Consider the following 13,891-nt stretch of genomic DNA (forward strand, 5'->3'; position numbering starts at 1 on the left):
GCGTCCGCCCAGGTCGGCCACATCACCCCCGCTCCCGCTCTACGATTTGGGCTGTGGACTTTCCGGAGCTGGCCGCCCGCACCCGCCGGTTCAGCCACGGCGCGCCACGCGCTGTCTCGGTGGCTGAGGACGGCTCCCGGGTGATCTTCCTGCGCTCCGCCGGCCCCGAGGACCCGGCGGACGCGCTCTGGTTGCTGGACGTGGGCACCGGCGAGGAGCGGCTGGTCGCCGATCCGGCGACCCTGCTGGGCGAAGGCGGGGATGTCCGCTCCCTCTCCCCCGGCGAACGCGCGCTACGCGAGCGACTGCGGCTCAGCGCCGCCGGCATCGGCTCGTACGCGTTGGACGCGGCCGGTCGGGTTGCGGTGTTCGCGCTGGCCGGGCGGTTGTTCCGAGCCGATCTGGTGCACGGCGACGTGGTGGAGGTGGCGGCCGTCGGCCCGGTGCTGGACCCACGTCCCGACCCGACCGGGCAGCGGCTGGCGTACGTGACGGACGCGGCCGAGGGCGTGCGCCGGGGTGAACTGCGGGTGATCGACCCGGACGGCACCGACACCCTGCTGGCCGGCGAGGACGCCGGGGTGAGCTGGGGGTTGGCCGAGCACATCGCGGCGGAGGAGTTCGGCCGGTACCGGGGGTACTGGTGGGCGCCCGACGGCCGCTCGGTGCTCGCCGCCCGGGTCGACGAGTCCCGCCTGGAGCGGTGGCACCTGCACGACCCGGCCGAGCCGGCGAGCCCCCCGACCGCCGTCGCGTACCCCCGGGCCGGTGGCCCGAACGCTGAGGTCAGCCTGCACCTGCTGGACCTGGACGACGGTTGGGTCGACGTGCACTGGGACCGGGAGACCTACCCGTACCTGACCGGGGTCAGCTGGGGTGAGGGCAGTCCGTTGATCACCGTGCTGCGCCGCTCGCAGCAGCACGGGCTGGTGCTGGCGGTGGACCCGCGCACCGGTGAGACGCAGGTGCACGCCGAGCTGGCCGATCCGCGCTGGGTCGAGCCGATCGCCGGCACCCCCGCGCACCTGCCGGACGGCCGGGTGCTTGTCGGTGGGGAGTTGGCCCACGACGGGTACGACGCCCGGTGCCTCTTCGCGGACGGCACCCTGCTCACCCCGCCGTCGCTGTACGTACGACGGGTGGTGGGTCGGCTGCCGGCCGCCGCCGGCCCGGCCGACCTGCTGGTGGAGGCGAGCGACGGCGAGCCGAGCGAGCGGCACCTGTTCCGGGTCCGCACCACCATCGGCGGTGGGGTGGACGCCCGCCGCCTCACCACCGACTCCGGCTGGTACACCGCCGCCGTGGGCGGGGACGTGCTGGCCGTCGGCGGCGCGTCGCTGGACCACGCCGGGGTGCGCTGGACTGTCCGCCGCGGCGATCAGGAGATCGCCGAGCTGCGTTCGTTCGCCGCCGCCCCGCCGTATTCCCCTCTGCCGCTGCTGGAACGGGTGACCGACCGGCGGCTGCCGGCGGCGGTGCTCTACCCGGACAACCACGTGACGGGCCGGCGGCTGCCGGTGCTGCTGGACATCTACGGCGGCCCGGGGCACCAGGAGGTGGTGGCGGCGCGGGCCGCGTGGTTGGAGCGGCAGTGGTGGGCCGACGCCGGGTTCGCGGTGGTCACCATCGACAACCGGGGTACGCCGGGAGTGGCGCCGTCGTTCGAGAAGGCGATCCACCGGCGGGTCGCCGACGTGATCCTGACCGACCAGATCGACGCGCTCACCGCGCTCGCCGGCAAGCACCCGGACCTGGACCTGGGGCGGGTCGGGGTGCGCGGTTGGTCGTTCGGCGGGTGGCTGGCCGGCTTGGCGGTGCTGCGCCACCCGGAGCTGTTCCGCTGCGGGATCGCGGGCGCCCCGGTGACCGACTGGGCGCTGTACGACACTGCGTACACCGAGCGTTATCTGGGGTTGCCGGAGGACGGCCAGGACATCTACGCGCACCACTCGCTCGTCGAGATGGCCGCCGAACCGGTCACCGGCCCGGACCAGGCCCGCCCGTTGCTGCTGGTGCACGGCATGGCCGACGACAACGTGGTGGCCGCGCACACGCTCCGGCTCTCCGCAGCCCTGCTGAGCGCCGGCCGCCCGCACGCCGTGCTGCCGCTGACCGGGGCCACCCATCTGGCCGCGAACGGCACCGCCGAGCGTCTGCTGCCTCTGGAGCTGGACTTCCTCCGCACCCACCTGCTGTAGGGGGCCTACAGGTCGGCGGCAGTGTCGAGGGCCGCAACGTCCGGTCCGGTCGAGCCGCCATACGTGGCGATCTTGTATTCGGTCGCCGCGAGGGAGAGGGTCAGCTCACGAATCCGGCGACGGATGATGTCGCGATGTTCAAGCAGCATGTCGAGCCGCTCGGGCACCGTGTCCTGCCCGGCGTCCACGAGCGCAATGTAGTGCTGCAGGTCGCGCATCGGCATCCCGGACAGCCGCATCCTGGTGAGGAACACCAGGCGCCGCACCGCTGCGGCGTCGTAGACGCGATGACCCTGGCTGTCACGGGCCACCTCGACCAGCCCGGCCCGCTCGTAGTAGCGCAGCGTGTGAGGCGTGATGTCGAGGAGGTCGGCGACCTCGGCGATCGTCATCGACTCGTGGACGTCGGCCAGGTCGGTGAGGCTGTGGATCACCTCGACCGACAGCGGGCCGTCATCCCCGACCATTTCCAAGGCCCTGGTCATCAGATCGTCGGTGGCCACGACATCACCCTAGATCGGCCGGACCGACGCCGGGACGCCGTCGAAGTCGGCGCTGCGGGCAGTCTCGGCCCACCGCTCGACCTCGTCCAGACCACGCCGGTACGCGCCCGAGATGCGCTCGACCGCTTCGCGCCCGAGCGGCAGACGCAGCGGCACCTCGTTGCTGTGTGCGAGGGACACGATGATCTCGGCCGCCCGTGTTGGGTCACCTTCCTGGCGGCCGTCGGTCCCGGCCATGTCCGCGCGGACGGCGGCGAGCAGATCACTGTACGTTTCGGACGCCTCAGTGAATTCGAGTACGTCGGCGGCGTTGAAGTCGGTCCGGAACCGGCTCGGTTCAATGATCATCACGCGGATCCCGAACGGTGCGACCTCCCCGGCCAGCGCCTCGGACCAGCCTTCGAGGGCGAACTTCGACGCGGAGTAGGCCGATACGCCGGGAAACGCCATCCTCCCGCCCTGGCTGCTCATCTGCACGATCATCCCGGCGCCCCGGCTACGCATCGCGGGCAACGCCGCCCGCACGAGCGCGGCCGGACCGAACAGGTGCAGATCCATCAATTCGCGCAGCTGCGCGTCGCTGACCTCCTCGACCGCTCCGACCACGGCCCGGCCCGCGTTGTTGACGAGAACGTCAAGCTGACCGAAGCGGTCGAGGGTGGCCCGCACGAGCGACGCCGACGCAGCGGTGTCCCGGGCGTCGAAGTTCGCGACCAGAACGTTGTCGGGGTATCTGGCCGCCAGGTCGGCCACGCTGTCCGGCCGGCGCACCGCCGCCACCACCTGATCGCCCGCAGCGAGCGCCGACTCCGCCAGTGCTCGCCCGAAACCGCGGGACGCACCGGTGATGATCCAGGTCTGTGTCGTCATGGCGGCAAAGCTATGGCTTTGAGCGCGCGCGAACGCAAACGCGAGCCCGCCGCGACGCAAACCCTCTGGTCGGCCTTGAGGGGCAGCGTCTGATGGCCGCTCTGGTCGATGCACTCAGGGGCGTGCGTCGTATTGGGTCCGGGCATCGAAAACGCGGTCCATGTGCGTCTCCGCCCAGTTCTTGATCGCGATCATGACCGGGAACAGCTCATGGCCGAGTGGGGTGAGCTCGTAGTCGACGCGGACCGGCACCGAGGCGGTGACAGTGCGGGTGACCAGGCCGTCGCGCTCCAGGGTGCGCAGGGTCTGGGTGAGCATTTTCTGGCTGACGCCGGCGATGCGCTGGGCGAGTTCGCCGTGCCGCTGCGGGCCGTTGACGAGCGCTGGGATCACCAGGGCGACCCACTTGTCGGTGAGCCTGCTCAGCAGCTCACGGGTCGGGCACTGCTCCAGGAACGCGTCGTAGTCGCGTTTGGCCTGTTCGCGGCGTTGCGCTGCGGTCGACGTCGCCATCCTCTTGCCTCCTTGGTGCCCTAGGCACTTTAAGGTACCTACTTTCTCACAGTGCCTCTGATTCGTACGGTCGTGGTGATCACGAAATCCCACGAAGGAGACGGCGATGCGCGCAGTCAGCTATGCAGAGTTCGGAGGGCCGGAGGTCCTGCACGTGGCCGAGGCGCCGGTGCCCGAGCCGGGGCCCGGGCAGGTGCGGGTGCGGGTCGCGGCCTCGGTTGTCCATCCGGTTGATCTGATGGTCCGCTCCGGTCGGTTCCCGGCTCCGCTGCCGACCGGTCTGCCGTACACGCCCGGTTGGGACGTTGCCGGCAGCGTCGACGCGGTCGGCCCGTCGGTCGACGAGTTCACGATCGGCGACGAGGTCATCGGCTTCTCGCCCTGGCTGCAGACCACTGTCGGCGCCCACGCCGAGTACGTGGTCCTCGACGCCGCCTGGCTGACCTCCGCGCCCGCCGGCGTCCCCGCCACCGAGGCGGCGACCCTGCCGACCAATGGCCTCGCCGCCGCCCAGGCACTCGACCTGCTCGCGCTCCCGGCAGGTTCGACGGTGCTCGTCACCGGCGCCGCCGGGCAGGTCGGTGGGTTCGTCCTGGCGCTGGCCCGGGCGGCCGGTCTGCACGCCACCGGACTGGCCGGGGCCGACGACAGCGAGTTCGTCGAGTCGCTGGGCGCGGCGTTCCTGTCGCGCGACGACGATCCGACGGGGACGTTCGACGCGGTCGTCGACCTGGCGGTGATCGGCTCCTCGCTGCTGGACCTCGTTCGGGACGGCGGCGGCTACGTGGCCGCGTCACCCCCGCTTCGCCCGGAGCCGGTGCGCGGGATCCGGTCCGTCGCGCTGGAGGTGCTACCGGACGGAACCCGGCTGGGCGAACTGGTCAAACTCGTCACCAGCGGCGACATCCCGCTCCGGATCGCCGACGTGTACCCCTTCGCCGACGCGGCGGCCGCCCACGAGCGGCTGGCCCAGGGCGGCGTGCGCGGCGGCGTGGTGATCGTTCCCTGATCAGCGCCTCTTGCATCTCACGCCGGTTGAGATCGCGTGGTGGGCGTCGTGGACAGACTCACGGGACGGTACGGATAACCGCACCCACACCGTGCGGGCCACCCGGATGTCCGTGCCCCCGCCGCCGCCGAGGCTGGAACGCATGGACAACGTGGTGGAACTCGACGGGGTGACCCGCAGCTACGGCTCGCGCCGCCGGCCGGTCGCCGCTCTTCGCACCGTCTCAGTCGCGGTGGCGGCCGGCACGTTCGTGGCGGTGATGGGCGCCACCGGATCGGGCAAGAGCACGCTGTTGCAGTGCGCGGCCGGGCTGGACCGGCCGACGTCAGGCCGGGTGCGGCTGGTCGGCCGGGACGTCACGCGGATGCGCGAAGGCGCCCTGACCCGGCTGCGCCGCGACCGGGTGGGTTTCGTCTTCCAGTCGTACAACCTGCTGTCCGAGCTGACGGTGCGGCAGAACGTGCTGCTGCCCCGTCGGTTGGGTGGTCCGCGTCCGCGTCCGCTCGACGAGGTGCTGGCCGAGGTCGGGCTGTCCGGGCTTGCTGGCCGTTCGGTCGGTGAGTTGTCCGGTGGCCAGCGTCAGCGGGTCGCCATTGCCCGTGCGTTGGCTGGCCGTCCCGCCGTGGTGTTCGCGGATGAGCCGACCGGGGCGTTGGACCCGACGACCGGTGGGCAGGTTCTGCAGTTGTTTCGCAACGGGGTGGACCGGGCCGGGGTGACTGTGGTGATGGTCACCCACGACCCGATGGCAGCGGCGTGGAGCGACAGGCTCATCCTGCTGCGCGACGGCGAGGTGGTGGCGGACGGCCCGACGCCCGATCCGACGAGCATCGCGCAGCGGCTGGCCGCCACCGTGTCTGACCCGGTGGTGGCCCGGTGAACGCGGGGCTGACCAGGCAGGCGTTGCGCAAGCAGCCGTGGGCCTTCGCTGGACCATTCGTCACGCAGTGCCTGGCCGCCGCGCTGGTGTCCGGAGCGCTCGGCGCCAGTTCCTCGATATCCGACGCGCGGTTGGACCCGGCCGCGCGGCAGGCGCTGACCGATAGCGGGATCCCCGAGATGGCGGTGCTGTTCGTGGTGGTGTCGGTGTACCTGACCACGTTGATCGTTGGGTTGACCATGACGTCGTCGATCGCCCGGCAGGGTCGGGACATCGCGCTGGTGCGGGCGATCGGTGCCACTCCCGCGCTGGTGCGCCGCGCGGTGGCTGTCCAGGCCGCTGCGGTGGCAGTGCCGGCGACAGTGCTCGGGGTGCCGCTCGGCGCCCTGCTCGCCCACACCTGGTTGGCGGGGCTCACGGGGCACGGGGTGATTCCGCCCGGCGTGACGTTCCACAGTTCGGCCGCGGCGTTGCCCGCCGCGTTGGGCATCACCGTCGGGGCGTCGCTGGTTGGTGCGCTGGTCGCGGCGGTGCGCCCGGCGCGAGTACGCCCCGCCGCCGCACTGACCGAGACGGCCGTCGCGCGGCGTCAGGTCAGCTTCGTGCGTACCGCGATCGGGGTGGTACTGGTGGCTGGCGGCGTGGTGCTGTCGATCCTGATCGCGAAGGGCGACCCGGCCAAGGCCGACGGGTCGAGCTTCTTCACGATGCTGGCGATGTGCGTCGGGGCCGGCTTCCTCGGCCCGGTACTGCTGCGGCTGGTCGCACCGCTGGCGCGACTGTTCGGGGGCACCGGGGCGCTGGCCGCGGACAATCTCGCGGTGCGATCCAAGGCGCTGTCCGGTGCCCTGGTACCGCTGGTTCTGGCAATCGCGTTCGCCATGGTGAAGGTGGTCACGCACACCACGTCCGTACATGTGCGCGCAGTGCCCGACCCACCGGCGCAGGTGTGGACGGAGTACTCCGGCACTGCCGTCTACGTGGCCTTCGCCGCGGTAGCCGCTGTGAACACGCTGGTGACCGTGTTGTTGGCCCGGCGCCGGGAGCTTGCGGTGACCCGGCTGGTCGGCGCGAGCAGGATGCGGGCGCTGGCCGTGGTCGTCTGCGAAGCCCTGACGGTGACGGTGACAGCGATGGCGGTGGGTACGGTGGTCGCGATGGTCACAGTGGTGCCGATGCTGCACGGCATGCTGGGCACGTGGATGCCGTACCTGCCGAGCGGGCAGCTGATCGTCGGCCTGGCCGCGGTGATCGGTCTGGTCCTGCTGGGCACCGTGGTGCCGGCGGTGGTCGCGATGCGCCGCCCGGCGGTCGAGTCGCTGGCGGTGGACCCGTGAGATCGGTCGTCGGCACGGTCCTGCGCGCGCCGCTGGCCGCCCGTACCTGGCGTGAGGTCGGATACGCGGTCACCGGCGCGGTGCTGGCCGTGCCGACGTTCGCGCTCGCGCTGCTGGGGTTGGTGTTCTCCGCGCTGTCGCTGCTGACGATCGGGCTGCCGCTCCTGACCGGTGTGCTGGTGCTGGCCCGGCTGACAGTGCGGTACTTCCGTGGGCCGGCCCGGCTCTTCCTCGGCTGGAGTTGGCCGAACCCGCCGCCCGTACGCCGCGGCGGGTCGGGCCCGGTGCGTTGGGCCGCTGCGGTGCTGACCGACGCCAGCGGTTGGAAGGCCCTCGCGTACTGCTTCGCCCGGCTGCCGCTGATGGCAGCGGCCGGCTACCTCGGCGGGGTCCTCATCGTCGGAGGGCTGCTAGGGATCACCTATCCCGTGTGGATGCACTGGTTTCCGCAGGATCCGCCGTGGGGCGGTCCCTGGGGTCTGGCCGCGCAGGGGTTGGCCGCGCTGCTGGTGTTTCCGTGGTACTTCAGGCTCATCGTGTGGCTGGACCGGCGGTTGGTGGGGGCGCTGCTGGAGCCGGGCCCGGAGCGAGCCCGGATAGCGGCGTTGGAAGCCAGCCGGGACGCGTTGCGGGCGGACGCGGCGGCGCTGCTGCGGCGGGTGGAGCGGGACCTGCACGACGGCACCCAGGCCCGGCTGGTCGCGCTGGGCGTGGCGCTGTCGCGCATCGAGCGGCGAGCCGGCGAACCGGAGCTGCGGACGATGGTGGCGCAGGCCCAGGGCGCGGTGGTGGAGGCGCTTACCGAGCTGCGGGACATCGTGCGGGGCATTCACCCGCCCGCGCTGGACGCCGGCCTGGGCACCGCTATCGAGACGCTGGCCGCGCGCAGCGCGGTGCCCGTCGACGTAAACGTGCACCTGCCCCGGCGGCCAACGCCCGACATGGAGTCCGCGCTCTATTTCAGCGCCGCCGAACTGCTCACCAACGTGGCGAAGCACGCCGGATCCAGCCGGATCCGGCTGGACCTTCGGGCGCTGGGTGGCGTGCTCCGCCTGACCGTCACCGACGACGGGCGCGGCGGGGCAGCGCCGGGGAGCAAGGGTACGGGTCTGGCAGGGCTGGCCCGGCGGGCCGAGTCGCTGGACGGCGCGCTGCGGGTGGACAGCCCGCCCGGCGGGCCGACGACTATCACAGTGGAGCTGCCGTGCGAGTGGTGATCGCCGAGGACAACCCGTTGCTGCGCGACGGGATCAGATTGTTGCTGACGGATCACGGCATCACAGTGGTGTCGACTGTGGACAACGGAGACGACCTGCTGGCGGCGATCGGCGAGCATCGGCCGGACGCGGCGGTGGTCGACGTGCGGATGCCACCGACCTTCACCGACGAAGGCCTGCGGGCGGCACTGGCGATCCGGGCGACGTACCCGGAGATCAGCGTGCTGGTCTTCTCACAGTGGGTGGAGACCCGGTACGCGCGACAACTGATCGCCGAGCACCCCGGGCGGGTCGGGTACCTGTTGAAGGACCGCATCGTCAGCACCGACGACTTCGTCGACGCGCTGCGCAGGGTGGCCGACGGCGGGACAGCACTGGACCCGGAGGTGGTGCGGCAGTTGCTGGCGGCCCCGGCGGTGGACGCGGGCGTCGCCCGCCTCAGCGAGCGGGAACGAGAGGTCCTGGGGATGCTGGCCGAGGGCCGGTCCAACGCTGCCATCTGCGAGTCGCTGCACCTCGCCGCACGCAGCGTGGAGAAGCACGTGACAGCCATCTTCACCAAGCTGGACCTACCCCAGGCGCGGACCGACCACCGGCGAGTGCTCGCCGTGCTGCGCTACCTGAACGCGGCGCGCTGAGGCGCCCCAGCGGTTTGTCGACTCACAGCACCCCGAGGCCGATGGCGAGCTGCGTGATCGTCGGTGGGGCACCCGGGTCGCGGGCGACCTGGGCGACCACGTCCCGCACGGCTGGCCGGTCGCGGACCTCAGCGGGCGCCATGCGCTCGGCCCGCAACAGGACCCGCGCCGCGTTGGCGAGGTCATCCGTGTGGAGGTATGCGCGCGCCGCATCGATCAGGTGCGCGGCGCGGTGCTCGACCGGCAGCCACCGCCACCCGTCCCGCCCGATCGCCTTCTCGTGCCGGGCGACCGCCTGGGGCCCGTCGCCCAGTTCCACGGCGGCAGCGACCCATGCCAGTTCGACGGCAGTCGGCCCGAACGCCGTCCGGTAATGGTCCTGACCGTCGCCCACCTGAGCGGCCAACTCGGCGGCCTCGCCCAACAGCTCACCGAACATCCGATCATCACCGGCCCTGGCCGCGATCAGCGCGGCCTGCACGAGCAGCGATCCCCGTAGCGACATCTCCTCCGGCGTGCCCGAAGCGATCTGGGAAGCGGCGGCGAGCATCACCGGCCCTGCACGAGCCGATGCCCGCAACACCTGGCCAAGCTGCACCGCCGCGCAGGCCAACAAGACCCGGTCACCAGCGGCGGCGGACATCGCCCGATCAGCCGCCAACCAGGCGAGGCTCCCCTCGTCCAGCTTGACCAGGAGCGCCGCCGTCACCCGATACGCCTCGACCACCGCCGCCCGTCCGGCCTCCGGGTCCTGCGCGTGGGCGCGACGCACCTCGGTCACCACAGTGGGCAGCAGCTCGATCAGACGCGGGTACCGGGCGTGCTGGAAGGTCATCCATGCATGACGCACCTCCCGAGCCAACCGATCGGGCGACATCACGTCACGGTCCGCCAGACGACCAAAAGCCATTGGGTACGCCGACAGCGCCGCCCGAATCCGCGCGACGCCCTCGCGACGCTCGACAACCCCGGCGGGCTGGACATCACGGCCAAGCAGGGCTGCGGGATCGACCCGCAGCACCGCTGCGATCTCCCGGATGGTCGACACCCGCTCCAGGGAACGGACCCCACGCTCGACCTTGTCCACCCAGCTCTTTGACTTCCCCAACCGATCCGCGAACGACTGCTGCGACAACCTCCGCCGCACCCGCAGGTACGCGACCCGTCGGCCGATCGGCACCGGATCACGGCTCACCCCGCCACCGCCGATCCGGCACCGCCCGAGTCGTCTCCTGCACCGGTATCCGTTCGGCCTCGGCCTGCGCGAGCAACCGGCGTTTGGCTTCGTCCCGTTCGGCCGCGTCGATCTGCTCGCCCGTGTACGGCGTGCCGGCGTCGTCCTTGCCGCTCATTCCCACCTCCGCTGACAGGGGCAGGTGGTCTCGCCTTGGCGACCTGTTCGTACTGATCCCGCCCTCACTCAGCATCTGGTGAACGGTGAGTGACAGAAAGCTAGCGGGTGTCCGCTGGTCGCGCGTGCCGTCCGCTATCGGGCCACGGGCCGGTACGCCTCGTAGACCTCACGGAACGCGGCCGCTTCCGCCGTCCCGGTGCCCTCGACCTTTCGGAGCACTTCCCGCGCCCGCCACCAGTTCGAGGACACCACTCGCCCCGAGCGGACCGCATCGGCGGCGACGACACTCGCCTCATCCGGCTGGTCGCCGGCCACCAGTGCCATCGCGAGATCCAGACGGGCGGAAGCGGAGCGCCGTGGCCGCTCCCCACCATCGCCGCGCGGGTCCAATTCCGCCAAGGCAGTCCGGGCCATCTGCTCGGCGGCCGGGTCGCCCACCCACGACAGCGTGGTCGCCGTGTACGCCAACGCCTTCGTCGGGTCGTACCGGTAGTGGTGCTCGGCCCGCTCGGGCACCGGCAAGTTCGCTGTCAACAGTTCCAGACGATCCAGCGCATCACGCGTCCCCCGCACATCACCGAAGCGCGCCCACACCCGCGCTTCCTGGGCGGTCGCCTGGATGTACGCGGAACTACCCTGAGGCGCGACCCGCTGCGCCTGCCGCGAAAGGTTCATCGCCCGCCGGCAGTCACCCCGGGTGAGCCAGTCCCACGCCTGCGTCTCCAGACACCACGCCTGGATCTCCGGATGCTCCGCATGCTCGGCAAGAGCCATGGCCGTACGCAGATGAGCGCCTGCGGCAGGCTGTTGCAGCAGATCGATGTGCACCGTCGCCCGCAGCACCGTCAGCCAGCCACCGGCAATGACGAGCCGCCGGCGCTGCGCCAAAGTGCCACGCCCATCGAGCAGCCGTTCCACATATGCCAACTGCCGACGCACCCTCGGAAGTAGCTCGAACGGCCGCGAGAGCGCGTACGCGCTCGCCAGGTCGTCTACTCCGGCCTCGATCCGCACGAGCGTCTCGGCGCTGACATCGCTGGCCCGTACCCGAGCCAGCAGCTCACCGGCCTCGGCGTCGTGGTCGACGGGCTGGTCCACCAGACGGACGAGCGCCCCGTCGGCTCGCAACACTTCGTCGAGGTGCCGAGCCGTGTCAGGGGTGGGGGCCTTCGCCCCGGTCTCCAGATCGTGCAGGTGGCTCTTGCCCCGATGGGCGAGCTGACCGAGCGCCCGCAGAGACAGTCCTTTGCTGGTCCGCAGTGCGCGAAGTTGGGCACCGAAGCGTGGATCGACCTGCGACACGAGAGGCCCCTAATCGAAGGCAGGACAGCTCAGACCGGATCGGCGAACTACTGCTACGGACAGTGCGTCGAGCAAACACGGCGTCATGCTGATTGGACGCTCCCGTTGTCGCCGCCGCAAGGACATCTGCGTGGCTTCTCATCACTCACTGCACCGGCGTGACACCTTCGGGTGCACTCAGGGTGGCATTGGGGTGACCCAACGCTATCGTTGCTGATATGAGTGCCCCGAACACCGCTCTGCGCATGGTCCACACGGGGATGCGCATGCGCCAGGACGACTTCGCCCGCGCGCTCCAGGCCGCCGGCCGCCGCGTCGGCGAGCCCAACGACGCCAACAAGAGACTCGTCCAGCGCTGGGAGTCCGGCGCGATCGCCGCACCGCGGCCCGTGTACGCCCGCGCCCTGGAGGTCGTCACCGGCCTGCCGGTCTCGCTGCTCGGCTTCGCCGCGATACCCAATGGCCAGGTCGTCGATGACCAGCACGGCGGCCACGACCTGACCTCGCCCATGTCCAGCCTGGCCACGCCAACGCCCAAGCCACTCGCGGTCCACGCGTCGTACGAGGGCGTCTGGCTCAGCCGCTACCAATACCACTCCAGCGGCCGGGGAGAATCATTCGCCGGGCAGCACTTCGTGGTCGTGCTCCAGCACGGCGACCGACTGACCGTGCGCAGTCTGCCCGGTTCGGCGGCATCGTCGCTGTCAATGGATCTCACCGTGGACGGTGCCGTGGTCACCGGCACCTGGGTGGAGCAGACCGATCCCGCTGGCTACTACCGGGGAGCCCGGTACCACGGCGCAATCCAGCTACTGGTGGAGCCCACCGGCCGGCGGATGGCCGGGAAATGGGTCGGGTTCGGCAAGGACATGGACGTCAACACAGGCCCCTGGGAGCTGACATTCCGGGATGCGTCCACGTTCAAGGCGACACTCGACCAGTACAACACCTCGCCCGAGTAGAAGTTTCGCCGACTGATCCGCAGTTGGCTTTGCGGATGGCGTAGTACGGATTCGCCCTCAACAGGCTATTACGTCGGCTCAAGATCACATCGGCGCGAGGAACTGGTTGGTGGCTTCGATGAGCAGGCTGCGGGTGCCAGGTTCGGAGCCGCTGTGGCCGGCGTCCTCCACGATGTGGAACTTCGCCTCAGGCCAGACCCGATGCAGGTCCCAGGCCTGGTTCGGCGGCGTCTTGATGTCGTAACGGCCGTTCACGATGACCGTCGGGATGTGTCGAATGCGGTCGACGCCCGCCAGGAGACCTTCCGGCGGGAGGAAGCCGCCGTTGCTGATGTAGTGGTGTGTGATGCGGGCGAACGCCAGCAGGCTGGTGTCGTCGATGACGGGCGGCGTCATCGGCAGCAGGGTGTTGGCCGAGAGCTCCCAGCTCATCCAGGCGCGGGCCGCCGGGCCGTGGACCGCGGGATCGGGGTCGGAAATGCGGCGGCCATAGGCGGCGACAAGGTCGTCCTGTTCCGTCACGGGGATCGCGGCACAGAAGGCCGCCCACTCGGCGGGAAACAGGTGCGCCGCACCCGCCGGGGTGAACGACCATGCCTCGTCCGACCTGCGAACCAGCCACAGGCCGCGGAGCACGAGTTCGGTGACCCGCTCGGCATGGGCCTGGGCGTAGGCCAGGCCGAGGGTGCTGCCCCAGCTGCCGCCGAAGACGAGCCAACGCTCGATCCCCAAGTGCTCGCGTAGCCGCTCGATGTCCGCCACCAGGTGCGGGGTGGTGTTGTGTTCCAGTGACGTCTTCGGGTCGCCCGCGAAGGGCCGGCTACGACCGCAGTTTCGCTGGTCGAACAGCACGACCCGGTAACCGGACGGGTCGAAGTACCGCCGATTGTCCGGGAGCAGGCCACCGCCGGGACCGCCGTGCAGGAACACCGCGGGTTTGCCGTCGGGATTTCCGCACAGTTCCCAGTAGAGCTCATTGCCGTGGCCGACGTCGAGCATCCCGGAGTCGTACGGCTCGACGGGCGGATACCAGTCCATCATTCAACCCCGCGGAATTTCATAGTGGATACGCCCTCTCCATACCGCGCGGTCTCGTCATCGCCTGACA

Annotated in this window: 14 protein-coding genes; 7 read left to right on the plus strand and 7 right to left on the minus strand. The window is 70.9% G+C overall.

Translation table 11 applies throughout. The features are described 5' to 3' along the window. Positions 1-53: 53 nt before the first annotated feature. The gene (locus AB0K35_RS05305) at positions 54-2,198 is read left to right on the plus strand and encodes a prolyl oligopeptidase family serine peptidase (protein WP_363883906.1); all 2,145 of its coding nucleotides are present in this window, start codon (positions 54-56) and stop codon (positions 2,196-2,198) included. A 5-nt stretch (positions 2,199-2,203) separates the two neighbouring features. On the opposite strand, the gene AB0K35_RS05310 is transcribed toward AB0K35_RS05305, so the two are convergent. The 3 genes from AB0K35_RS05310 to AB0K35_RS05320 are packed head-to-tail and all read right to left on the minus strand — an operon-like array spanning position 2,204 to position 4,084. Next, on the minus strand, positions 2,204-2,701 hold the full coding sequence (locus tag AB0K35_RS05310) for a MerR family transcriptional regulator (RefSeq protein ID WP_238668247.1): 498 nt from the start codon (positions 2,699-2,701) through the stop codon (positions 2,204-2,206). Positions 2,702-2,710: 9 nt separating this feature from the next. After that, positions 2,711-3,631, minus strand: coding sequence for an SDR family NAD(P)-dependent oxidoreductase (locus AB0K35_RS05315; protein ID WP_238668248.1), 921 nt, complete (start codon positions 3,629-3,631; stop codon positions 2,711-2,713). A gap of 54 nt (positions 3,632-3,685) precedes the next feature. Next, positions 3,686-4,084 carry a helix-turn-helix domain-containing protein gene (locus AB0K35_RS05320; protein ID WP_238668249.1) on the minus strand — a complete coding sequence of 133 codons (399 nt, stop codon included), beginning with the start codon at positions 4,082-4,084 and terminating at the stop codon, positions 3,686-3,688. 106 nt (positions 4,085-4,190) lie between these two features. Here AB0K35_RS05320 and AB0K35_RS05325 point away from each other — a divergent pair, with 106 nt between their 5' ends. The 5 genes from AB0K35_RS05325 to AB0K35_RS05345 all read left to right on the plus strand — a co-directional run bounded on the left by AB0K35_RS05325 (position 4,191) and on the right by AB0K35_RS05345 (position 9,165). Further along, complete coding sequence (locus tag AB0K35_RS05325; protein WP_238668250.1) at positions 4,191-5,093, plus strand: NADP-dependent oxidoreductase; 903 nt, start codon at positions 4,191-4,193, stop codon at positions 5,091-5,093. A gap of 142 nt (positions 5,094-5,235) precedes the next feature. Continuing rightward, positions 5,236-5,973 carry an ABC transporter ATP-binding protein gene (locus tag AB0K35_RS05330; protein ID WP_145789191.1) on the plus strand — a complete coding sequence of 246 codons (738 nt, stop codon included), beginning with the start codon at positions 5,236-5,238 and terminating at the stop codon, positions 5,971-5,973. Continuing rightward, positions 5,970-7,310, plus strand: a complete 1,341-nt coding sequence (locus AB0K35_RS05335) for an FtsX-like permease family protein (RefSeq protein WP_238668251.1) — start codon at positions 5,970-5,972, stop codon at positions 7,308-7,310. The genes AB0K35_RS05330 and AB0K35_RS05335 overlap by 4 nt, the downstream gene beginning before the upstream one ends. Continuing rightward, entirely contained in the window at positions 7,307-8,527 is a 1,221-nt protein-coding gene (locus AB0K35_RS05340) for a sensor histidine kinase (protein ID WP_238668252.1), read from the plus strand. Before AB0K35_RS05335 ends, AB0K35_RS05340 begins: the two co-directional genes overlap by 4 nt. Beyond that, on the plus strand, positions 8,515-9,165 hold the full coding sequence (locus AB0K35_RS05345) for a response regulator transcription factor (protein ID WP_238668253.1): 651 nt from the start codon (positions 8,515-8,517) through the stop codon (positions 9,163-9,165). The genes AB0K35_RS05340 and AB0K35_RS05345 overlap by 13 nt, the downstream gene beginning before the upstream one ends. Before the next feature lie 22 nt (positions 9,166-9,187). On the opposite strand, the gene AB0K35_RS05350 is transcribed toward AB0K35_RS05345, so the two are convergent. The 3 genes from AB0K35_RS05350 to AB0K35_RS05360 form a co-directional block, all read right to left on the minus strand. Further along, positions 9,188-10,360 (minus strand): helix-turn-helix domain-containing protein, encoded by a 1,173-nt coding sequence (locus AB0K35_RS05350; RefSeq protein WP_363883911.1) that lies wholly within the window; start codon positions 10,358-10,360, stop codon positions 9,188-9,190. Continuing rightward, complete coding sequence (locus AB0K35_RS05355) at positions 10,350-10,517, minus strand: hypothetical protein (RefSeq protein WP_238668255.1); 168 nt, start codon at positions 10,515-10,517, stop codon at positions 10,350-10,352. Before AB0K35_RS05355 ends, AB0K35_RS05350 begins: the two co-directional genes overlap by 11 nt. Positions 10,518-10,651: 134 nt before the next feature. Further along, positions 10,652-11,821, minus strand: coding sequence for a helix-turn-helix transcriptional regulator (locus tag AB0K35_RS05360; RefSeq protein ID WP_363883913.1), 1,170 nt, complete (start codon positions 11,819-11,821; stop codon positions 10,652-10,654). A gap of 218 nt (positions 11,822-12,039) precedes the next feature. On the opposite strand from AB0K35_RS05360, the gene AB0K35_RS05365 reads away from it, so the two are divergent. After that, positions 12,040-12,783 (plus strand): XRE family transcriptional regulator, encoded by a 744-nt coding sequence (locus AB0K35_RS05365; RefSeq protein ID WP_363883915.1) that lies wholly within the window; start codon positions 12,040-12,042, stop codon positions 12,781-12,783. Between the two features lie 84 nt (positions 12,784-12,867). Here the strand turns inward: AB0K35_RS05365 and pip are convergent, their stop codons facing one another. Then, a complete protein-coding gene (pip, locus tag AB0K35_RS05370; protein ID WP_238668258.1) occupies positions 12,868-13,821 on the minus strand; it encodes a prolyl aminopeptidase in 954 nt (317 codons plus the stop codon). Positions 13,822-13,891: the final 70 nt, after the last annotated feature.

Source organism: Micromonospora sp. NPDC053740, assembly GCF_040677775.1.
Lineage (GTDB): Bacteria > Actinomycetota > Actinomycetes > Mycobacteriales > Micromonosporaceae > Micromonospora > Micromonospora alfalfae.